Consider the following 19,907-nt stretch of genomic DNA (forward strand, 5'->3'; position numbering starts at 1 on the left):
TTCATCAAGAGACCTATCGAATCAATGAGCGAATCACTGAATCCCGACAGCCCGGTCAACGACGACGATGAAGAATGGGTGTGTGTCGGCAGCGCCTGCACCAACACAATCCCGGGATCCACGCATGTCATCGAACTCGATATGGCTCGGATTTGCGAAAACATGTCGAATAATGCATTCCGCAAGCTGATCGTGAGATTGCGTGACGCTGCGGTTACGTTGATTCAGGAACGGATTCGTGGTGTGGAGGGCTGGGCACCCGAAGAGCAACAACGCATCCAGACCTGGTTCGGACGATCCGATGAAGCAGTTCGGACTCGCCTGAGAAGCGGGTTACCGAAACTCCTGCGCGTCATGCAGGAATTGAAGCCGGAGAATGTGATCCGGTGGGACGAGCAGAAACAGCGAAACATCACATGTACGGTTTTTCCGGACAATGGAATCACGGATGCAGCGATATGCAAGCCCGATTCGGACAGGCGAATCATCGCAATCTACCCTCATTTTTGCTCACTGCCCGACGTTCGCCTCTCCACCAACTGCAAGCTCAAGGTCCTGATCCACGAATGCACGCACTACGTCGATACCTTCGACTCGAACGATGAAGTCTACGGATTTGGAACGGGTTTGAAATACTGGGCCCAAGAGAATGGAGACATCTCGATCCACAACGCAGACAGCCTCGCTTGCTACATTGCATTCTTTGACGACAGGATCCTGTGGTGAAACTGCTTCCCCGCCCGACAGGCATGGCACTCTGGCTGTGCCTGCTATTTTCGTCGCCGCTCCTGGCATGTACCGTGTCCGAAGACATGCTCGACAGCGTCCCGCTCAACTCGGCCGGCATTCCGAACGCGGATCGCGTCGAGATCGCGGCGATGGTGATACGCGCCCGCCAATGGCCGGATGTCGAAATCCGCGGCATCATCGCGGCCGGCGCGTACGTCGGGGAAAATGATCCGCAAGCGCTCGCGCTGCAACGCGCGGCAAACCTGAAGGCGTATCTGGTTCAATTGGGTATCAAGGCCGAAAACATATGGTCGGATACGCACATTATTTCGAAACCATACCCGAAAGACAGTACCTGCCGCGAAGGCTATCTCCAGATTGGTGTGACACTGGTTCCGATATGCAAGAACGGATGCCGGCATCTTTGCGATGATCCTCGCATCACGCCGACATCCGGAGTCCTCCGTTGAAAGCCGTTTCGATTCACCACCACCGGACATCGTCAGCGACGAGGTGACGCCTTCTCTCACGCCCCCCACCGTCGAGCCTCCGCCGCGTGCGCCCTCGTCCGCACCTCGGCGAACGTTGTATCGACCAGCATCCGCTCCATGACGGATACCGTTTCGAGCGCGTCGTCCCACGCGACCGGCAACGCCACGGTCCGGTACACGCCTGTACGGCGATGGCGCGGCAACGTGAGCCGCCCATCCCGAACACGACCCGCCGCGTTCGAATCGAAAGATCAAGCGTAGGTACAGCCGCGTGCTGTATCGAACTCGGAATATCGTCGAACGCATCTTCCATCGCATCAAACATTTTTGTCGAGTCCCCACTCGTTACGACAAACTCGTGGGCAACTATCTCGCCTTCGCGGTGCTTGCCTGCGCCTTTGGGCCGCTCGTGAGAATGTGAACAGGCTCTAGTCGGCATCGCGGGCCGAGTCGGACAGGATCAGGCGATCCGGCACGCTCGCCAGGGCACCGCGCGACGCGACGTAGTACAACAGGCCCGGCACGACGATGCCGACGATCCACGACACGTCGACGCCGCCCAGCGCATCGACCCACGGCCCGGTGTAAAACCCCGTCGCGACGAACGGCATCTGCACGAGCACGCCGACCGCGTAGACCGCGATGCCGACGATGTTCCAGCGGCCGTACCGGCCGTCCGGGTCGAACAATGCCGGCACGTCGTAACGTTCCCGCGTGACGCAGTAATAGTCGACGAGGTTGATCGCGCTCCACGGCGTGAAGAACACCAGCAGAAACAGCAGGAACGACGAGAACGCCTTCAGGAAATCGTGCTGTCCGGCCAGGGCGATCCCGCTCGATGCGGCAACGGTCAGCAGTACGAACGCGATGCGCGTGCGCGGCGAGATCTCGCGCCGCCCGCCGAAGCCGGTCAGGATCGCCGCAACCGACATCACGCTGCCGTACGCGTTGAGCGTCGTGATCGTCAGCTTGCCCAGCGCGATCGTGAAATAGAGCACGGCGGCGATCGCGCCGGTCGCGCCGAGGCCGACGATGAACGCAACCTCGTGCCCCGAGAAGCGATCGCCGGCGAGCGCGGCGGCGAGCACGCCGAACGTCATCGATACCTGTGCGCCGATCACGGTGCCGCAGAACACCGCGGCAAAGGTCTTGACGGGCGACGTCGCTCTGGGCAGGTACCGGGAATAGTCGGCGACGTACGGCCCGTATGCGATCTGCCACGACGCGGACAACGACACCGCGAGCAGGAACGATGCGGGCGTGAAGTGGCGATTCGCGAGCAATGCACCGAACGCGTGCCCGTGCAGCAGGCTCGCAAACAGATACAGGAATGCGAGCGTGCCGACGATGCTCGATACGCGCCCCATCGCATGAATCGTCCGGTAGCCGAGGCCGGTGAGCAGCACGACGAGCGCGGAGAAGATCAGGATCGCGGCGGTATGGCCGACGTGCAGCAATTCGGCGATCGCCTGCCCGGCGAGCACCGTTCCGCCGGCCGAGAATCCGACATACATCACACAGACGAGCGCGAGCGGCACGATCGCGCCGTACACGCCGAACTGCACGCGGCTCGACACCATCTGCGGCAGCCCGAGCTGCGGCCCTTGCGCCCCGTGCAGCGCCATCACCGCGCCGCCGAGTACCTGGCCTGCCAGCAAACCGATCAGCGACCAGAACACGTCGCCGCCGAGCACCACCGCCAGCGCGCCGACGACGACTGCCGTAACCTGCAGGTTCGCGCCGAACCACAGGGTAAATTGACTGAACAGGTTGCCGTGGCGCTCGGCATCGGGAATATGGTCGATCGAGCGACGCTCGATCAGCGACGGATTGGCGACAGGTGAAGCGGTACGTTCCATGCTCGGCTCCTGACCGGTGGAAAACTGCGCTTGGGGGTTCGCTCGGACCGGCGCATCAGGCTATGGTCCTTCGCGTGAATCGCACGCCGGCCGCGACGACACGGCATGCGGGCAGGATCGATCGATCCTGACGGGTTGCAGGGATCAGAGCGACGCGGTCAGTTGCGGAACGAGTTCGTACAGATCGCCGACGAGGCCGTAATCGGCCACGCTGAAGATCGGCGCCTCTTCGTCCTTGTTGATCGCGACGATCACCTTCGAATCCTTCATGCCGGCCAGATGCTGGATCGCACCCGAGATACCGACCGCGATATACAACTGCGGTGCGACGATCTTGCCGGTCTGGCCGACCTGATAGTCGTTCGGTACGTAGCCAGCGTCGACTGCGGCACGTGACGCGCCGAGTGCTGCCTGGAGCTTGTCCGCCAGCGGCTCCAGGAACTTCGTGTAGTTTTCGCCGCTACCCAGACCGCGGCCGCCCGACACGATGATGCTTGCGCTGGTGAGCTCCGGACGATCGAGCTTCGTCACCTCACGGCTCACGAATTGCGACTTGCCTGCGTCCGCTGCCGCTTCGATCTTCTCGATCGATGCGCTGCCGCCTTCCGCGGCAACCGGATCGAAACCCGTTGCACGCACCGTGATCACCTTGATCGAGTCGCTCGACTGCACCGTCGCGATCGCGTTGCCTGCGTAGATCGGACGCTCGAATGTGTCGGCCGACACAACCGCCGTGATGTCCGAGATCTGCGCGACGTCCAGCTTCGCGGCGATACGCGGGGCGATGTTCTTGCCGTAGGCGGTCGCCGGCGCGAGGATGTGCGAGTAGTCCTTCGCGATGTTCAGCGCCGTCGCCTCGACGTTTTCCGCCAGGCCTGCGGCCAGTTGCGGCGCGTCGGCCAGCAGCACCTTCGATACGCCTGCGATCTTCGCTGCCGCATCGGCCGCCGCTTGCGCGTTGTGGCCTGCGACCAGCACGTGAATCTCGCCGCCAATCTTCGCTGCCGCCGCCACCGTGTTCAGCGTCGCGGCCTTGATCGACGCGTTGCCCCCCAAGGGGGCTTCCTTCGGGGCGTCGCACTCTGCAATCACCAGAATCGTCATTTCTTTCCGCTCCCTCTTACAGCACCTTGGCTTCGGTCTTCAGCTTCTCGACCAGCGTCTTCACGTCCGGCACCTTCACGCCGGCCGCCCGCTTCGGCGGCTCGACCACCTTCAGCGTCTTCAGACGCGGCGCGACGTCCACGCCCAGGTCTTCCGGCTTCACCGTTTCCAGCGGCTTCTTCTTCGCCTTCATGATGTTCGGCAGCGTCACGTAGCGCGGCTCGTTCAGGCGAAGGTCGGTGGTCACGACCGCGGGCAGTTGAAGCGAAAGCGTTTCCGCACCACCGTCGACTTCGCGTGCAACAGTCGCCTTGCCGTCGGCGATCGTCACCTTCGACGCGAACGTCGCTTGCGGCAGGCCAGCCAGCGCGGCCAGCATCTGGCCCGTCTGGTTCGAATCGTCGTCGATCGCCTGCTTGCCGAGGATCACCAGCTGCGGCTGTTCCTTGTCGACCAGCGCCTTCAGAATCTTCGCGACGGCCAGCGGCTCGACGCTGTCGTTCGACTCGACCAGGATCGCGCGATCCGCGCCGATCGCCAGCGCCGTGCGCAGCGTTTCCTGCGCTTGCGCGACACCGACCGACACCGCGATCACTTCCGTTGCCACGCCCGCTTCCTTCAGGCGCACGGCTTCTTCCACCGCGATCTCGTCGAACGGATTCATCGACATCTTCACGTTCGCGATGTCCACACCCGTGTTGTCCGACTTCACGCGGACCTTCACGTTGTAATCGACCACTCTTTTCACAGCCACCAATACTTTCACCACGCGTCTCCTTGTTCGATTTCACGAGCCGTCATGCGAGCATCGTGCGTGCAATCACCGTGCGCTGGATCTCCGACGATCCTTCGTAGATCCTCAGAATGCGAGCGTCCCGGACGAGCCGTTCGATCCGCATTTCGCGTGTGAACCCGTAGCCGCCATGGATCTGCAAAGCCGCATCGGTCACGAATGCCACCATCTCCGACGCATACAGCTTCGCCATCGACGCCATGTCGGTAAACGGCTCGCCGGCAGCGCGCCGCGCCGCGGCCTGCAGCGTCAGCAGCCACGCGGCTTCGAGCTGCGTCTTCATGTCGGCGAATCGCCATTGCAGCCCCTGCTTGTTCGCGAGCGCCTCGCCGCCGACGTGACGCTGCTTCGCCCAGTCGATCGCGTCGCCGAGCGCGGCTTCCGCGATCCCGAGGCTCGTCGCCGCGACGTCGAGCCGGCTGTTGTCGAGCACCTTCATCGCGGTGCGAAAGCCGCTCCCTTCGTCGCCGAGCCGGTTCGATGCCGGCACCACGCAATCGAATGCGACTTCGTGCGCGGGCGCGCCGTGGATGCCCATCAGCTTCTCCGGCGACGACACCGACACGCCGGGCGTATCGCGATCGACGACGAACGCGCTGATGCCGCGCGTCCCGAGCTCGGGCGAGGTTTTCGCATAGACGACGATGAACTGCGCGGCATCGGCGTTCGAGATGAAGTGCTTGACGCCGCGAATCCGGTAGTTGTCGCCGTCGCGCACGGCCTGCGTCGTCATGCCGGCCGGATTGGAGCCGGCCTGCGGCTCGGTCAGCGCGAATGCGCCCAGCTTCGCGCCGCTTGCGGCGTCCGGCAGATAGCGCGCGCGCAATGCGTCGTCGCCGCCGATCAGCACCGAATCGGTCGCCAGATAGTGCGCGCCGATCATCGACGACGTCGCCGCGCATGCGCTCGCGATCTCGGCCAGCGACAGGATGATCGCGGCCGGCGATGCGCCGATTCCGCCCCAGCGCTCCGGCAGGTTCATCCCCATCACGCCGAGTTCGGCCAGCGCGGGCACGTAACGCGTGGTCGACGTCTCGTCGCGATCGACCTGCGCCGCGTGCGGTGCGAGTTCGGCTCGTGCGAAGCGGCGGATCGCGTCGGCCATTTCGAGGTCGGCGTCGCCGACGCCCAGTCGTTTAAGCATCGTTCATCTCCTGATGGGTTTCGGTCTGTTGCGACGGTTCGGCAGCGTCGCCGTCGGTCAGGTCGGGCGCTGCGTGAATCACGCCGGCCTTCGCCAGTGCGGCGATCGTTGCGTCGTCGAGGCCGAGCACGCTCGCAAGCACGGCGTGCGTGTGTTCGCCGAGCTGCGGTGCGCGGGTGGTGCGCGTGTCGGGATATGCGGAAAACTTCAGCGGTTGCGCGGGCAACCGGATCGGCGAGCCGTCGGCCGCGGTGGTATCGACGAGCAGGCGCCGTGTCCGTGCCTGCTCGCTTTCGAGCGCTTGCCGGATATTCCGGATCGGCGCGACCGGAATCCCCGCCGCGGCCAGCGTCGCGTTAACCTCGTCGACCGAGCGCGCTGCGGCCCACTGCTCGATATACGCGCGCAACGCCGCTTCGTGCTCGCAGCGCGACGTGTCGGACGCGAAACGCGCATCGTCGGCCAGCGCCGGCTGGCCGATCGTGTCGGCCAGCAAACCGAACAGCTTGTTGTTGAGTACCGCGACGACGAAATGGCCGTCCGCGGCACGATATGCGCCGAACGGCGCGGACGTCGGATGGCGGTTGCCGACACGCCGCGGCGCAATGCCGGTGGTCGCGTAACGCGCGACGAGGGCCGCGGTCAGGCTCATCGTCGCATCGAACATCGCTACGTCGACGTGCGTGCCCTGTCCGGTGCGATCGCGCGCGACCAGCGCCGCGAGCACGCCCCATGACGCAAAAATCCCGCTGACCACATCGGACACCGAATCGCCGACGAGCGTCGGCTCGCCGTCGGGCGCGCCGGTCGCATCCATCAGCCCGCACATCGCCTGCAGGATGATGTCGTACGCCGGCCGGCGCGATTCCGGGCCGGTCTGCCCGAATCCGGACACGCTCGCGTACACCAGAGCCGGGTTGAGGGCCGACAGCGTCGCATAACCGATCCCGAGCCGGTCGGCCACGCCGGGGCGAAAGTTCTCGACGACGACATCCGCACCGGCGCACAGCGACTGCGCAAGCGCCTGGCCGTCGGACGTCTTCATGTCGATCACGACACTGCGCTTGTTCCGGTTCATCGCGCCGAACAACCCGCTCTCGCCGTTCGCGAACGGGCCGATCGCCCGGTAGTCGTCGCCCGCGGGCGGCTCGATCTTGATCACGTCGGCGCCGAGGTCGCCGAGCAGCGCCGAACACAGCGGCCCCGCCAGCACCCGGGAAAAATCGATCACGCGTATGCCGTCGAGCGGCAGCCTGGACACAGTCACGGCATCTTTCTCCTGAAGGTCGGGCCGGGTCGGCCGATGCAGTGATTCTGTTCGAGCAGGGCAATCAGATAAAATATCGGAATAAATTAACGCCTATAAGATTTTCATATGGGTTCGTCATGGCTCTGTCCCTGAGACTGCTTCGTTATTTCGTTGCCGCCGCCGAATCGGGCAGCACGACCGCCGCCGCGGTCCAGCTCAACGTGTCGCAACCCTCGATCTCGGTGGCGATCCGCGAGCTCGAAGCGCTGTTCGACGACCGGCTGTTCACGCGCGGCGCGGGCACGCGGATGACGCTCACGCATTTCGGCGAACGCAAGCTCGCCGAGGCGCGCCAGTTGCTGGCGTCGGCGTCCGCATTCGCGACCGACGACATCGGCGACGAGCCAGGCGGCATCGTCCATATCGGCGTATTCAGCACGATCGCGCCGGTCTATTTGCCGCGCGTGCTGGAACTCGCGCAGCAGCGCCACCCTCGCCTCGACATCCGTTTCGTGGAAGGCGATCTGGCGCAGCTCGACATGGCACTGCACAAGCAGCAGATCGATTTCGCGTTGATGTACGACGTCGGCCTGCCCGAAGATATCGAGCGCGAGTGCCTCGCCGAATTGCGGCCCTATGCGCTCGTACCGGCCGGGTCCGCGCTCGCGAAACGCAAGCGCGCGATTTCGCTGCGCGATCTCGCCGCGTATCCGGTCATCCTGATCGACCTGCCGCATAGCCGCGACTTCCTGATGGCGCCGTTCTGGCAATGCGGCCTGTCACCGAACGTCCGCTATCGCGCGGTCTCGATCGAACTGGTTCGGGCAATGGTCGCAAGCGGGCTCGGCGTGTCGCTGCTGATCACGCAAAGCCCGGCGGTCACGCGCTCGCCGCTCGTCGTCGAATGTGCGATTCGGGAATCGACCGTGATCCAGCCGCTGGTGATCGCGCGTCTGGCGCGTGCGGCACGCACGCGTGCGTCGGAAATCGCCGCGAGTTGTGTGCGCGACGCAGTCACCGATGCGATGCGCACGCGAACCGGGCCGTGAAACGGCGGACTACCCGCAGTGCGCGGTGTACCGGGTGCGCGACACGCCCCAGCATCGCCGGGGTGACGCGCGCCGCCGCATCACCCCGACGCGTGTGTCACCGTTCGCCCGCGTGCGCCCTCGCCCGCACCTCGGCGAACGTCGTATCGACCAGCATCCGCCCCGTGTCGAACACCGTTTCGAGCGCATCGTCCCACTCGCCTTCCAGCGCGCGATCGTCCCACGCGACCGGCAGCGCCACGGTCCGGTACTCGCCCGTGCGTCGATTGCGCAGCAACGTGAGCCGCCCCTTCTTCGAGCGCTTGCCCTGGTCGGTGACCGGATCCTTGCATACGTCATGCCACACGCCGTCGCGCCGGATCGCCGAGCACTTCATCGCAAAGCGCTGCGTATCGCGATTCACCTGCTGCAGCAGCGCGCCGCCCATCCCGAACACGACGTTGCCGGCCGCATAACCCGCATCGTCGAGCGCGGCGAGGATCGCTTCGATCGATTGCTCGTCGACACCGTCGCCCTGAATCACGCGCACGCGATTGAGCACGCGCCGCCCCTTGCCGTTCACGGTCGAACCGAACGACGCGTCGAGCGCGCGCACGGTCTGCAGCACGATCGTCACCGGGTCGCCCGAATCGGGACGCACGACGAGCGTCGCGCCCGAGTCGATCACCGCCTGACGCAGCGGGCCGCCCCACATTTCCAGCGCGGCGAACAGATCGTAGGAGTCCGATACGACCGACACGATCGCGCCGGGCAATCCGAAGCGGCCGATCATGTTGCGGTACGCATCGGCCTCGCCGTCGCGCCCCCACGACGTGATCGTGCTGTGCTCGGCCGCCGGCACCGAGTATGCAGCCATCGGCTCGCGATAAAAGCGGTTCGCGGCCAGCACGCCGAGCACCGTGTCCGAGCCCATGAAGCTCACGAGGTGCGCCGCGCCGCCGATCGCGGCCGACTCCGCGCTCGACACGCCGCGCGCGCCGAAGTCGTGCAGCTTGAACGGCAATTGCGCGAGATCGTCGTCGGTCTTCTCGAGAAAGCGGCGGATCGTCTGGCGCAGGTGCCAGCTGCGCGTGGCGACCGTCACCGGATACCACACGCGCAACAGCATCGTCTCGAGATACGACGCGAGCCAGAACACCTTCGGATCGTCGCATTCGACGGTCATCAGCACGTTGTGCACCGGAACGATCGAACCTTCGGGCACGGCGCGGATCTTCACGGGCAGGTAGCCGTCGTAGCGCTCGACGACATGACGCCAGCCGTCCTCGTTGAACGGCTCGCCGTGCACCGCGAAGAAATCGCGCGCGTCGTCGATCATCGCGTGCGTGACGGGCCGGCACAGATATTCCTTCAGCAGCATCTGCAGACCGAAGAACAGCGTGCGGTCGTAGCGGCCGCCGCGCGATTCGACGTACGAGAACATCGCCTGCGCGTCGGGCGGGTATTGCAGGAAGTGGGAAGCCTTGTACGAATCCGTGTTGAGGATCGGATTGGCGAGAACCGCGGCAAAGCCGCCGGGAACGTTTTGCATGGCTAGAGCTCCTCTAGGCCGTTGAAGTGCCGCCGCGTCTGTCGCAGCGGACCGGTGCCGGGGAATCAGCGGATCACAGCTTCCCCAGGAAGTGATACGCGATCTCGAAGTGATCCTCGAACATCACGTTGCGCATCTGCGCGAATTCGTTGAGCGGCACCCAGCGTGCCTTGTCCGCGTCGTCGCTGCCCTTCACGCGCGGCAGCTCGCCAGTCGGGAAGTTGAACAGGCACGCGTGCGTGATCGTGCGGCCGCGCAGCGAGCGGGCCGGGTGATCGAATACCTGGCGATCCTTGATCGAGCCGCGCAGCACGGGCTCCGGCAGCTTCACGCCGGTCTCCTCGCGCAGTTCGCGAATGCAGGCCGCATCGAGCCGCTCGTCCTGGTTCACGAATCCGCCCGGCAACGCCCACAGGCCGCGGCCCGGTTCGCTGCGCCGGCGCACGAGCAGGATATGCCCCGAGTGCACGACCACCGCATCGACCGTCACGAACGTGACCGGATACGGCGCGGCCGACCACGCCTTGCGATACGCGGCAATGAATTCGGCCTCGGCCTTCAGTTGTGCGAAGGTCGGCTGCGTGCGAAAGCGCTCGAGCCAGCCGAACACGGGTTCCGGCACGGCCCACTGCACGAAGCTGTTGGTGCGTTCGGCAAAATACTGGTCGCGGATTTCGGTCGCGGAAATGTCTTCGGTCGCATCGACGTCGACGAGCTCCCATTGCGGGAACATCCGCAGGTAATAGGACGTGGCGTCCTTCTCGTGACCGATCAATCCGACCTTGCGCTGCGCGACGTCGCCGAGCGCGGACGCCACGGCATCCTGCACCCAGCGCACCCAGTCGCCGTCGTTGTACGTCGAATCCTGCACGGGTGCGATCGTCACGCGCTCGCGCTCGGACGGGTCGAGCAGCGAAACCAGCATCTGGCAGCGCTCGTCGAACGAAAACGGATCCTTGATGGTGCGGGGCTTGTCGGTCGATCCGATCAGCACGCACACGCGCTCGGCCCGGCTCAATGCCGACTTCAGCACATTCTGGTGACCACGATGCGGGGGCTGGAAACGACCGATGAAAACGAGCGCGTCGAAGCGCCGGTTCTGTTGCGTACTCATGAGGCTCCCTCAAGAGATTGAAACGCTTCGGGTCTTTCCCGAAGGCGTGGATTCGATCCTAGGGGAATTTCCGGAGAACGTCAATCGAATCGCTGCTCGACTTGACGAAGTCTAAACAAGTGCGGGGCGCAGGCGGGTTACACTCGATTTCATCCCAATCCGCACCGTTTCGCCCGCCATCATGAGGATCTCAGTCAGCCGGATCGTCGGCGTCGATCGCAGACGCCTCTTCACGTGGTCGCAGGACTACGCGCGGCGGCTCGTCTGGGACAGTTTCCTCTCCGACGCCTATCTGCTCGACGGGATGACGGCCGACGTCGGCGTCGACGCGTTCTGCCGCAGCCAGTCCGGCGCGACGATGGTGTCGCGCTACATCTCGTACCGTCCGCCGCAGGTCGCGGCCATCGAAATGGTCGACGGGCCGAAGGTGCTCGAACGCTTCAGCGGCAGCTGGAATTTCACCGAACGCTCGGCCGGCTCGACGGAGGTGAAGTTCACGTATCACTTCCGCGTGCAGCCGGCGTGGCTGCGCTGGCTGCTCGAACCGCTGATCGGCGCGTTCTATCTCGTGCAGACGCGCCGACGCCTCGACTCGTTCAAGCGCTGGGCCGAAGCCGAAGCATTGCCGCACTGAGCGTCGCTCACGCGACGCCGCGTGCCATCTGCTGCCGAACCTGTGCGTGCGTGCCGAGCGCGGCGGCGATCGCATCGACCGCATCGGCCGCCCGCGCGGCGCCGCACATGAACGCATCGACGGCCGCGAAGCCGTGCTCGGGCCACGTATGAATCGTGATGTGCGATTCGGCAAGCAGCACGACGCCCGTCACGCCGCACTCGCCGCCGAAATGATGGAAATGCGCGCCGATCACGCGCGCACCGGCCTGCCGCGCGGCGTCGGTGAGCATCGTCTCGAGCCGTCCTGCATCGCGCAGCAGCGCCGCATCGATGCCGGCCAGGTCGGCCAGCACGTGCGAGCCGAGCGTGGCGCGCGGCGGAGCGATACGGTCGCGCGCCGTCATTTGTGCGACCCGTACGACGAGTAGCCGCTGCGCGCGGACGAACTCCCCCACCCGCTGCCGCCCGAGCCGCTGCCGCCGATCGACGCGCAGCTGAACAACGTGACGACGATCAGCCCGTAGATGCCGTAGAGGATGTAACGCATCAGGAATCGCCTCCGTCCGTTGCGAAACCCTTCCACAGCCATTCAGGCAGCCACAGCACGAGCAGGCCGATCAGCACGTAGACGGAGCGGCCGCTGAACGAGAACAGCGAACCCGTGTTGAAGAACACGAGCAGCGCGCTGAATATGAGCGGCAGCGGCGCGAAGCTGTGCGGATGCTTCGTGCCGAACAGGCCCGTCGACTTCGTCGCGGAACCGGTTGCGGACGCAACCGCCACGGTCGCGAGCGCCGGCGTCGCGAAGCGTTCGGCAAGCGCGCTGCCCGACAGCGGCCGCGCACGCGACCAGACGATTTCCGCCGTGCTGCGCTCGCGCGTGAGCTTGTCCTTCTGCCAGCCGTAGTCGACGATCGACGTGCGGTCGCCCACCTGCACGCGCCAGTTGAATGCGCCGACCACGTACACCACTTCCGAGTCGTACGTCTCGCGCAGCCGGTAAGTCTTGCCGCCTTCGGTCACGTCGGATTCGCCGCCGATCGTCGGCCAGTGATCGAGCACCTGCACGCGCTCCCAGCGTCCTTCGCTCTGCACGAGCCACAGGAAGCCGCGTTTCGGGTTCAGCAACAGGTATTCGTCCCACGTCTCGTCGTCGCCCGGCACGCGGCAGCGCATCATGCCGATCACCGTGTACTTCACGCCGTCGAACGTGCCGGTCGCCCCGAGTTCCAGCGCGCCCTTCACCGCATCGAGCTTGCGCTGCGCGGCGAATACCGTCTGTTGCTCGGCCGTGCACTGCACGCCCGCGTGGCAACTGCCGCACACGACATAATCGGCCACGTTCGGCGCATACGACAGCGGCGCGCCGCAGCTCGGGCATGCAAACGGCACCATCGCCGCGCCGCGTTTCTCGCGCGTATCGGTTTCGCTATCGCGCAGCCCCGTGAACGCCAGCGCGTCGAATGCCAGCGCCTCGCCCGTATAGACGGCCGGGCTTCCGCCATTCGCATCCGCGTCGGAATAGTCGTAGGTCGCGAACGCGTTGCCGGTGCGCAGGTCGACGACACGCGCCTCCCAGCCTGCATCGACCCGGAACGGCAACTCGCCGTCCCCGCCCGTGCAGCGTGCGGTACGCACGTCGGACACGAGATACGCACGGCCGCCGTGGTCGATCCGCATGCCGGGCTCGAGCGTGTCGAACGACGGCCACGCACCGCCGGACGTATCGTCCGGCTCGCGCACCGTGACCGCATACTGGCCCGACGCATCGGACAGCCAACCGAATGCCCCGTCGTCGAAGACGACGTACCACTCGCTCCACGCGCCGGCGTCGTACGTCATCTGGATGCGCCCGAGCACCGTGAACGTGCGCTTGCCGTAGCGTCCGGCCGTGCCGAGCTGGATCGGCGACGCGTCGTCGAGCACGGCGGCCAGCTCGCCGATGCGTTCGACGTCGGCGCCGCGCTTGAGCAGCGTGCTGCGGCAGAACGCGCAGACGGCCATCACCGCCGCCGCCGAGCGAAACTCGACCGGCGCGCCGCACTGGGGGCACGAGGTACTGAACATGCGCGACGCTTACCGGGTGAGCTTCGCGAGGATTTCCGCCTTCGCGCGCGAATAGTCTTCTTCGGTCACGAGGCCCTTGTCGAGCAGCGCCTTCAGTTGCTCCAGCCGCTGCACGTAGTCCGTCGCCTCGGCCGGCGCGGCTGGCTGGGCAGCGGCAACCGGTGCCGCAACCGGCGCGGGCGGGGCGGCCGGCGCCGGTTGCGCGGCTCCCGCGATCTGGCCTGCCATCGCCTGCCCGATCGCCGCGCCGGCCGCGAGCCCCGCGCCGACGCCCGCGATACCGCCCGGGTTCTGCGCGGCAAGCGGGATCGCCTGCGCGGTCTGGTATTGCGTCGCGCGGGCGAGATCGCCGGCCATCCCCGCGCCGATCCGCAGGTCGAGCGCCTTCTGCAGCTCCGCGGGCAGCGACACGCTCTCGACCGCGAACGCGTCGAGCGCGAGACCGTAGCGCGTGAACACCGGCACCAGCGCATCGGCGACGCGCTGCGACAGCAGCGACTGGTTCGCGGCCATGTCGACGAACGGCACGTCGGCCGAGCCGAACGTCGTGCTCATCGCGGTGACGACCAGGTTGCGCAGTTGCTGTTCGAGATCGTCGACCGTGTACTGCGCGCGCGTACCGCTGACCTCGCGATGAAACGCGGCCGCATCGACGATCCGGTACGAATAGATGCCGAAGGCGCGCAACTGCACGAAACCGAACTCGCGATCGCGGATCGTCACCGGCTGCGCGGTGCCCCAGCGCCGGCCGAGCTGCAGCCGCGTGCTGAAGAAATAGACATCCGACTTGAAAGGCGACTGAAAGAATTTGTCCCAGTTCTTCAGGTACGTGAGCACCGGCAGCGTGCGCGTTTCCAGCTTGTACAGCCCGGGCTGGAACACGTCGGCGACCTTGCCTTCGTTGACGAAGATCGCGACCTGCGTTTCGCGCACGGTCAACTGGCCGCCGTACTGGATCTCCTGGTCTTCCATCGGATAGCGCCAGGCCAGCACGCCGTCGGTGTCTTCCGTCCATTGCAGGACGTCGATGAACTGCTTGCGGATAAACGATCCCAGACTCATGTCGGTCTCCTCGAGCGCGTGGCGCGTCAGGTCAGGCAGGCGGCATTGATGATGCCGACGACGAGCGACGCGGTGCCCATCAGGCCGCCCATCGCGACGTTGCGATCCTCGATCGCATGGTTCATGCCAGGAATCAGGCGCGTCAGCACCGCATAGGTGACGAGCTGCACGGCCATCGCGCCGACGGCCCACAGCACGACTTCGCCGAACGTCGAATTGTGCGCGATGCTGGACGCGAGCGTGAGGCAGAAGCCGACGAGCGCACCGCCGAACGACAGCGTCGCGGCCGCGTTGCCGCCGCGGATCAGCGCCAGTTCGTCGAACGGGGTGACCTTCAGGTACACTGCCGCGAACACGAAAAGCAGCACGAACGCCGACAGCAAATGAACCGCATAAAGATAGGCACTATTCATTCTTTTCCTCGGATTTTGTGCTCGGTTCGCTGCCCCGTCGCCGGTCGGCCCATGCAGCGCCGCCCCACGGATGGCCGCCCCATGAAAATCCGCGCCAGTATATCCACACTGACGAACACTGCACAACGGATGCGCCATGCTGCATAAGCGTGCGCTCGTCCTGTCGATTCTCGTGCTCGCATCGTGCGGGCTCGGCTACGAACTGATCAGCAGCGCACTGTCGAGCTACCTGCTCGGCGACTCGATCCTGCAGTTCTCGTCGGTGATCGGCTGCTACCTGTTCGCGATGGGAATCGGCTCGTGGCTCGCGAAGTTCGTCGAGGACGACGACGTGCTCGACCGCTTCGTCGACATCGAACTGCTCGTCGGCCTGCTCGGCGGCGTATCGGCCGCGCTGCTGTTCGCGGTGTTCGCGTGGCTGGCCGCGCCGTTCCGCGCGGCGCTCTACGCGCTCGTGCTCGCGCTCGGCCTGCTGATCGGGATGGAGATCCCGCTCGTGATGCGCGCGTTCCAGCAGCGCCGCCAGGCCTTCCGCCATACCGTCAGCGAAGTGCTGACCTTCGACTATCTCGGCTCGCTCGCCGTGTCGCTGATCTTCCCGATCGTGCTCGCGCCGCGTCTCGGCCTGCTGCGCACGAGCTTCCTGTTCGGGCTGCTGAACGCTTTCGTCGCGCTGTGGACCACGCATCTGTTCCGCGACGAGATCCGCAACGTGCGCGGCAAGCTGATGCGCGCGTCGCTCGTGATCGGGCTGCTCGTCGCCGGCTTCGCGCTGTCCGACCGCATCACGCACTGGGCCGAGCACGGCGTGTACGGCGACGAGACGATCTATTCGGAAACGACGCCCTATCAGCGCATCGTGCTCACGCAGTGGCACGACGACATGCGGCTGTACCTGAACGGCAACCTGCAGTTCTCGTCGCGCGACGAGCATCGCTATCACGAGGCGCTGATTCACCCGGCGATCGAGGCGCTGCCGTGGGCGAAGCACGTGCTCGTGCTCGGCGGCGGCGACGGCCTCGCGGTGCGCGAACTGCTCAAGCACCGCAATCTCGAACAGATCACGCTCGTCGATCTCGATCCCGCGATGACGAAGCTGTTCTCGACCTCCGCGCCGCTCGTGAAGCTGAACCAGGGTTCGCTGAAGGACCCGCGCGTGCACGTGATCAACGACGACGCGGTGCGCTGGCTCGAATCGAACGCCGACGTGTACGACGCGATCGTCGTCGACTTCCCCGATCCGACCAACTTCGGGCTCGGCCGCCTGTATTCGGTGCCGGTGTTCCGGCTGCTCGCGCGCCATCTGTCGGAGAACGGCTATGCGGTGATCCAGTCGACGTCGCCGTATTTCGCGCCGCATGCGTACTGGACCATCATCGCGACGCTGCGCGAAGCCGGCTTCAACACCTGGCCGTACCACTGCTATGTGCCGTCGTTCGGCGACTGGGGCTTCGTGATCGCGGGCAAGCGCCGCGACTTCACCGTACCGACGCATTACTCGGTGCCCACGCGCTGGCTCGACGCGCAGACGGCCGTCGAGATGTTCCACTTCCCGGCCGACATGCCGGCGCTGTCGATGTCGCCGAACGAACTCAACGACCAGCCGCTCGTGCGCCGCTTCGACGACGACTGGAAGCACGTGCTGCGCTGATGGACCGCCGCACGTTCCTCGTCGCGTCCGCGGCCGCGTCGCTCGCCGCGTGCGGCCGCACCGGCTGGATCGAAACGACGCCGCGCGTCGGCTATCCCGGCATGCGCGAAGGCCATGCGTTGCGCGATCATGCCGCGCTGCCGCCGCCGTCCGGCACGATCGAGACCGACGTCGCGATCCTCGGCGCCGGCGCGGCGGGCCTGTCGTGCGCGTGGCAGCTCGCGCGTGCCGGCCACCGGCGCTTCGTCGTGCTCGCCGGCCCGGAATTCGGCGGCAATGCGGCCGGCGGCCGCTTCGGCGATCTCGGCTATCCGAAGGGCGCGCACTATCTGCCGCTGCCGTCGCTCGAATCCGCGCATCTGCGCGACATGCTCGCCGACCTCGGCGTGATCGAATCCGCGCCGTTCTCCGCACGCCCCGTGTACGACGAACGCGTGCTCGTGCACGCCCCCGACGAGCGGCTGTTCATCAACGGACAGTGGCAGGACGGCATCGTGCCGACGGCCGGCCTCGGCGCCGACGCGCTCGCGCAGCAAACGCGCTTCTTCGCGTACACGGACAGCCTGCGCACCGCGCGCGGCGCGGACGGCCGCAAGGTGTTCTGCATTCCGGTCGCGGAATCGTCGCACGACCCGCAGTGGCGCGCGCTCGACCGGCGCTCGTTCCGGCAGTGGCTGCTCGACGAGGGCTACACCGCGACCGCGTTGCACTGGTATCTGAACTACTGCTGCCGCGACGACTACGGCGCGGGCTACGAGCACGTGTCCGCCTGGGCCGGCCTCCACTACTTCTCGTCGCGCGGCGGCCATGCGCGCAATGCGAGCGACGGCGCGGTGCTGACCTGGCCCGACGGACTGCATACGATGGTGACGAAGCTGAGCGATTCGATCGCCGCGCGTACCGGTTCGAACGCGTGGTCGCGCGACGGTTTCGCGGTTCATGCAACCGAACGCGCGGGCGGCGTCGACGTGCTGTGCGCGCGCGTCGGCGACGACGGCACGCTGTCCACCTTTACGCTGAAGGCGCGGCGCGTCGTCAGCGCGATGCCGCTGTTCGTCGCCGCGCGCGTGTTTCCGCAGCTTCGGGCCTCCGGCTTCGATCCCGCACGCGACCTGCCGCCGCGCGCACCGTGGCTCGTGTCCAACTTCCTGCTCGACGGGATACCGGCCGAGGAAGCCGGCGTGCCGCTCGCGTGGGACAACGTCGTCTACGACGGCGCGGGGCTCGGCTATGTCGTGTCGACGCATCAGCTGATCCGCATGTCGCCGCCCACGCGTTCGGTGTTCTCCGCGTATCAGGCGTTGAGCACCCGCGCGCCCGACGACACGCGCCGCTGGCTCGCGCAGGCGAAGCCCGATGCGCTGCGCGAGCAGGCGGCGATCGACCTGCAGGCCGTGTATGGACGCGAGCTGTGGAAGCATGCGAGCGCGCTCGAGATCACCGTGCGCGGCCACGCGATGGCGACGCCCGACGTCGGCTTCCTGAGCCGGCCGGGGCTGCTCGCGCTGCGCGATGCCGACGGCCCCGTCGTGTTCGCGCATGCGGACTTGTCGGGACTGTCGCTGTTCGAGGAGGCGTCGTACTGGGGCATGCTCGCGGCCCGGCGCGTGCTCGCCTGAGCACCGGCTCGCGCCCGCGCGGCGGCAGCCGTGCCGTCATTGCGCCGCCGCTGCCACCCGCTATAATCGCGCCACATTCCGACTGCATCGAGCAGGCCGACGGTGCCGCGCCGTTCGACGCGCCGCAGCCCTCCTCGACGACAACAATGACAAACCGAACCCTCCGACGCCTGCGCCCGCTCGTGCGTGCCGCCGCGCGCCTGCTCGCATGCGCGCCGTTGCTCGGCGCGCCGCTGGCGCTGCACGCGGCCAACGACGCAAGCGCCGGCGCTCAGCCCGCATCGGGCCGCTACATCGTCGTCGATACCGGTCATACGCCGGCCCATCCGGGCGCCACCGGCGCAAGCGGCCGCGTCGAATACCGGTACAACCTCGACCTGTCCGCCGCCGTCGCCGAAAAGCTCGCGGCGCACGGCGATCGCGTGCTGCGCACGTCGGCCGACGGCCGCGAGATCGCGCTCGACCAGCGTTCGACGCAGGCGCCCGACGCGAACCTGTTCGTATCGATCCATCACGATTCGATGCAGCAGCAGTTCATCGACGCGGGCCGTCAACGCGAATTCCGCGGGTTCGCGGTGTTCGTATCCGAGCGCAATCCCCATTACGCGGCAAGCCTGCGTTGCGCGAAAGCGATCGCCGAACGGCTGGTCGCGGCCGGCGAACGGCCGTCGCTATACCACGCGCAGCCGATCAAGGGCGAAAACCGCCCGCTCGTCGATCCGCAACTCGGCATCCACCGCTTCGACGATCTGGTCGTGCTGCGTACCGCACCGATTCCGGCCGTGCTGGTCGAGGCCGGCGTGATCGTCAATCCCGACGAGGAAAAACGGCTCGCGCAGCGCGAGACGATCCAGCGTCTGGCCACCGCGATCGCGGGCGGCGCCGACGCATGCACGGCCGCCCGGTAACCGACGACGTCGACCGGTTTCAACGGTTTTCACCCACCGAGGAGCATCACCATGAAAAAGAAGAATCTGCTCGCATCCTGCGCGCTGCTCGCGCTTGCCGTTCCGTTCGCCGCGCACGCGGCCGGCTGTGCGAAGCCGCACAGCGCGTTCGATCAGGTGTATTGCAGCAGCACGCAATTTTCCCAGACCGACCGCGACCTCAACGACGAGTACGGCCGCCTGCGCAAGCAACTGAGCGGCGACCAGCAGGCCGCGCTGAAGGCCGGCCAGCTCGCATGGCTGAAACAGCGCGACGCGCAATGCAGCGAGACGCGCAACAACGGCTACCTCGTCGATCTGCAGTGCGCGACCGACATGACGCAGTCGCGGCTGTCGTTCCTGCGCGAACGCGAGCGCGAATGTTCGAGCACGGGATGCGTGACGTCGAAGCTCGGCGAGTAACGGGTTCAGAGACGGGTTGCAGAGACACATTATGCGGCGCTCGCGACCAAAGAGCGTCGCATACACGA

General features: G+C 66.2%; 20 protein-coding genes and 2 pseudogenes. 9 read left to right on the forward strand and 13 right to left on the reverse strand.

Features of this window, described 5'->3' with window-relative positions; genetic code table 11:
• Positions 1 to 24 precede the first annotated feature (24 nt).
• Together DCN14_RS10825 and DCN14_RS10830 are read left to right on the forward strand one after the other, a co-directional pair.
• Positions 25 to 726, forward strand: a complete 702-nt coding sequence (locus DCN14_RS10825; protein WP_096508131.1) for a M35 family metallo-endopeptidase — start codon at positions 25 to 27, stop codon at positions 724 to 726.
• Positions 723 to 1,199 (forward strand): hypothetical protein, encoded by a 477-nt coding sequence (locus tag DCN14_RS10830; protein WP_143331731.1) that lies wholly within the window; start codon positions 723 to 725, stop codon positions 1,197 to 1,199. The genes DCN14_RS10825 and DCN14_RS10830 overlap by 4 nt, the downstream gene beginning before the upstream one ends.
• Positions 1,200 to 1,255: 56 nt before the next feature.
• Here the strand turns inward: DCN14_RS10830 and DCN14_RS38680 are convergent.
• Positions 1,256 to 1,447 (reverse strand): annotated as a pseudogene (locus DCN14_RS38680) (nicotinate phosphoribosyltransferase); the annotation flags it as partial.
• 2 nt (positions 1,448 to 1,449) lie between these two features.
• Between DCN14_RS38680 and DCN14_RS10840 the strand changes: the two are divergent.
• Positions 1,450 to 1,641, forward strand: a pseudogene (locus tag DCN14_RS10840) (transposase); the annotation flags it as partial.
• Between the two features lie 7 nt (positions 1,642 to 1,648).
• Here DCN14_RS10840 and DCN14_RS10845 read toward each other — a convergent pair.
• The 5 genes from DCN14_RS10845 to DCN14_RS10865 form a co-directional block, all read right to left on the reverse strand.
• Positions 1,649 to 3,079 carry a cytosine permease gene (locus DCN14_RS10845; protein WP_096508133.1) on the reverse strand — a complete coding sequence of 477 codons (1,431 nt, stop codon included), beginning with the start codon at positions 3,077 to 3,079 and terminating at the stop codon, positions 1,649 to 1,651.
• Positions 3,080 to 3,223: 144 nt separating this feature from the next.
• Positions 3,224 to 4,183: an electron transfer flavoprotein subunit alpha/FixB family protein gene (locus DCN14_RS10850; RefSeq protein ID WP_096508134.1), complete on the reverse strand. Its 960-nt coding sequence runs from the start codon at positions 4,181 to 4,183 to the stop codon at positions 3,224 to 3,226.
• Positions 4,184 to 4,199: 16 nt separating this feature from the next.
• Positions 4,200 to 4,949, reverse strand: coding sequence for an electron transfer flavoprotein subunit beta/FixA family protein (locus tag DCN14_RS10855; RefSeq protein ID WP_096508166.1), 750 nt, complete (start codon positions 4,947 to 4,949; stop codon positions 4,200 to 4,202).
• Positions 4,950 to 4,980: 31 nt separating this feature from the next.
• Positions 4,981 to 6,120, reverse strand: coding sequence for an acyl-CoA dehydrogenase family protein (locus DCN14_RS10860; protein ID WP_096508135.1), 1,140 nt, complete (start codon positions 6,118 to 6,120; stop codon positions 4,981 to 4,983).
• Entirely contained in the window at positions 6,113 to 7,387 is a 1,275-nt protein-coding gene (locus tag DCN14_RS10865; protein ID WP_096508136.1) for a CoA transferase, read from the reverse strand. The genes DCN14_RS10860 and DCN14_RS10865 overlap by 8 nt, the downstream gene beginning before the upstream one ends.
• A 119-nt stretch (positions 7,388 to 7,506) precedes the next feature.
• Between DCN14_RS10865 and DCN14_RS10870 the strand changes: the two genes are divergently transcribed.
• Positions 7,507 to 8,418 (forward strand): LysR family transcriptional regulator, encoded by a 912-nt coding sequence (locus DCN14_RS10870; protein WP_096508137.1) that lies wholly within the window; start codon positions 7,507 to 7,509, stop codon positions 8,416 to 8,418.
• A 97-nt stretch (positions 8,419 to 8,515) separates the two neighbouring features.
• Here the strand turns inward: DCN14_RS10870 and DCN14_RS10875 are convergent, their stop codons facing one another.
• Positions 8,516 to 9,949 (reverse strand): nicotinate phosphoribosyltransferase, encoded by a 1,434-nt coding sequence (locus DCN14_RS10875; protein WP_096508138.1) that lies wholly within the window; start codon positions 9,947 to 9,949, stop codon positions 8,516 to 8,518.
• A 73-nt stretch (positions 9,950 to 10,022) separates the two neighbouring features.
• Positions 10,023 to 11,063, reverse strand: coding sequence for a bifunctional nicotinamide-nucleotide adenylyltransferase/Nudix hydroxylase (locus DCN14_RS10880; protein WP_096508139.1), 1,041 nt, complete (start codon positions 11,061 to 11,063; stop codon positions 10,023 to 10,025).
• A gap of 181 nt (positions 11,064 to 11,244) precedes the next feature.
• Here DCN14_RS10880 and DCN14_RS10885 point away from each other — a divergent pair, with 181 nt between their 5' ends.
• Complete coding sequence (locus tag DCN14_RS10885; protein WP_096508140.1) at positions 11,245 to 11,697, forward strand: SRPBCC family protein; 453 nt, start codon at positions 11,245 to 11,247, stop codon at positions 11,695 to 11,697.
• Between the two features lie 7 nt (positions 11,698 to 11,704).
• Here the strand turns inward: DCN14_RS10885 and speD are convergent, their stop codons facing one another.
• The 5 genes from speD to DCN14_RS10905 are packed head-to-tail and all read right to left on the reverse strand — an operon-like array spanning position 11,705 to position 15,220.
• The gene (gene speD, locus DCN14_RS10890; protein WP_096508141.1) at positions 11,705 to 12,082 is read right to left on the reverse strand and encodes an adenosylmethionine decarboxylase; all 378 of its coding nucleotides are present in this window, start codon (positions 12,080 to 12,082) and stop codon (positions 11,705 to 11,707) included.
• Complete coding sequence (locus tag DCN14_RS38400; RefSeq protein WP_162840577.1) at positions 12,079 to 12,225, reverse strand: hypothetical protein; 147 nt, start codon at positions 12,223 to 12,225, stop codon at positions 12,079 to 12,081. Before DCN14_RS38400 ends, speD begins: the two co-directional genes overlap by 4 nt.
• Complete coding sequence (locus DCN14_RS10895) at positions 12,225 to 13,745, reverse strand: DUF4178 domain-containing protein (RefSeq protein WP_096508142.1); 1,521 nt, start codon at positions 13,743 to 13,745, stop codon at positions 12,225 to 12,227. Before DCN14_RS10895 ends, DCN14_RS38400 begins: the two co-directional genes overlap by 1 nt.
• Positions 13,746 to 13,754: 9 nt before the next feature.
• Positions 13,755 to 14,807 (reverse strand): SPFH domain-containing protein, encoded by a 1,053-nt coding sequence (locus DCN14_RS10900; protein ID WP_096508143.1) that lies wholly within the window; start codon positions 14,805 to 14,807, stop codon positions 13,755 to 13,757.
• Between the two features lie 26 nt (positions 14,808 to 14,833).
• On the reverse strand, positions 14,834 to 15,220 hold the full coding sequence (locus DCN14_RS10905; protein ID WP_096508144.1) for a DUF350 domain-containing protein: 387 nt from the start codon (positions 15,218 to 15,220) through the stop codon (positions 14,834 to 14,836).
• 136 nt (positions 15,221 to 15,356) lie between these two features.
• Here DCN14_RS10905 and DCN14_RS10910 point away from each other — a divergent pair, with 136 nt between their 5' ends.
• From DCN14_RS10910 to DCN14_RS10925, 4 genes are all read left to right on the forward strand, one after another.
• Positions 15,357 to 16,871 (forward strand): polyamine aminopropyltransferase, encoded by a 1,515-nt coding sequence (locus tag DCN14_RS10910; protein WP_096508145.1) that lies wholly within the window; start codon positions 15,357 to 15,359, stop codon positions 16,869 to 16,871.
• Positions 16,871 to 18,490: an NAD(P)-binding protein gene (locus DCN14_RS10915; protein WP_096508146.1), complete on the forward strand. Its 1,620-nt coding sequence runs from the start codon at positions 16,871 to 16,873 to the stop codon at positions 18,488 to 18,490. Before DCN14_RS10910 ends, DCN14_RS10915 begins: the two co-directional genes overlap by 1 nt.
• A gap of 146 nt (positions 18,491 to 18,636) precedes the next feature.
• Complete coding sequence (locus tag DCN14_RS10920; protein ID WP_096508147.1) at positions 18,637 to 19,398, forward strand: N-acetylmuramoyl-L-alanine amidase; 762 nt, start codon at positions 18,637 to 18,639, stop codon at positions 19,396 to 19,398.
• Between the two features lie 51 nt (positions 19,399 to 19,449).
• Positions 19,450 to 19,839, forward strand: a complete 390-nt coding sequence (locus DCN14_RS10925) for a lysozyme inhibitor LprI family protein (protein WP_096508148.1) — start codon at positions 19,450 to 19,452, stop codon at positions 19,837 to 19,839.
• The last annotated feature ends 68 nt before the right edge of the window (positions 19,840 to 19,907 follow it).

The sequence above is a fragment of the Burkholderia sp. IDO3 genome, assembly GCF_003366075.1.
GTDB lineage: Bacteria > Pseudomonadota > Gammaproteobacteria > Burkholderiales > Burkholderiaceae > Burkholderia > Burkholderia anthina.

What these genes read in the sequence shown, in the direction of transcription:
- DCN14_RS10925 (WP_096508148.1), top strand. Translation starts at nt 19,450, where the DNA reads ATGAAAAAGAAGAATCTGCTCGCATCCTGCGCGCTGCTCGCGCTTGCC.
- DCN14_RS10885 (WP_096508140.1), top strand. Translation starts at nt 11,245, where the DNA reads ATGAGGATCTCAGTCAGCCGGATCGTCGGCGTCGATCGCAGACGCCTC.
- DCN14_RS10870 (WP_096508137.1), top strand. Translation starts at nt 7,507, where the DNA reads ATGGCTCTGTCCCTGAGACTGCTTCGTTATTTCGTTGCCGCCGCCGAA.
- DCN14_RS10825 (WP_096508131.1), top strand. Translation starts at nt 25, where the DNA reads ATGAGCGAATCACTGAATCCCGACAGCCCGGTCAACGACGACGATGAA.
- DCN14_RS10915 (WP_096508146.1), top strand. Translation starts at nt 16,871, where the DNA reads ATGGACCGCCGCACGTTCCTCGTCGCGTCCGCGGCCGCGTCGCTCGCC.
- DCN14_RS10860 (WP_096508135.1), bottom strand. Translation starts at nt 6,120, where the DNA reads ATGCTTAAACGACTGGGCGTCGGCGACGCCGACCTCGAAATGGCCGAC.
- speD (WP_096508141.1), bottom strand. Translation starts at nt 12,082, where the DNA reads ATGACGGCGCGCGACCGTATCGCTCCGCCGCGCGCCACGCTCGGCTCG.
- DCN14_RS10850 (WP_096508134.1), bottom strand. Translation starts at nt 4,183, where the DNA reads ATGACGATTCTGGTGATTGCAGAGTGCGACGCCCCGAAGGAAGCCCCC.
- DCN14_RS10910 (WP_096508145.1), top strand. Translation starts at nt 15,357, where the DNA reads ATGCTGCATAAGCGTGCGCTCGTCCTGTCGATTCTCGTGCTCGCATCG.
- DCN14_RS10845 (WP_096508133.1), bottom strand. Translation starts at nt 3,079, where the DNA reads ATGGAACGTACCGCTTCACCTGTCGCCAATCCGTCGCTGATCGAGCGT.
- DCN14_RS38400 (WP_162840577.1), bottom strand. Translation starts at nt 12,225, where the DNA reads ATGCGTTACATCCTCTACGGCATCTACGGGCTGATCGTCGTCACGTTG.
- DCN14_RS10880 (WP_096508139.1), bottom strand. Translation starts at nt 11,063, where the DNA reads ATGAGTACGCAACAGAACCGGCGCTTCGACGCGCTCGTTTTCATCGGT.
- DCN14_RS10920 (WP_096508147.1), top strand. Translation starts at nt 18,637, where the DNA reads ATGACAAACCGAACCCTCCGACGCCTGCGCCCGCTCGTGCGTGCCGCC.
- DCN14_RS10875 (WP_096508138.1), bottom strand. Translation starts at nt 9,949, where the DNA reads ATGCAAAACGTTCCCGGCGGCTTTGCCGCGGTTCTCGCCAATCCGATC.
- DCN14_RS10900 (WP_096508143.1), bottom strand. Translation starts at nt 14,807, where the DNA reads ATGAGTCTGGGATCGTTTATCCGCAAGCAGTTCATCGACGTCCTGCAA.
- DCN14_RS10905 (WP_096508144.1), bottom strand. Translation starts at nt 15,220, where the DNA reads ATGAATAGTGCCTATCTTTATGCGGTTCATTTGCTGTCGGCGTTCGTG.
- DCN14_RS10895 (WP_096508142.1), bottom strand. Translation starts at nt 13,745, where the DNA reads ATGTTCAGTACCTCGTGCCCCCAGTGCGGCGCGCCGGTCGAGTTTCGC.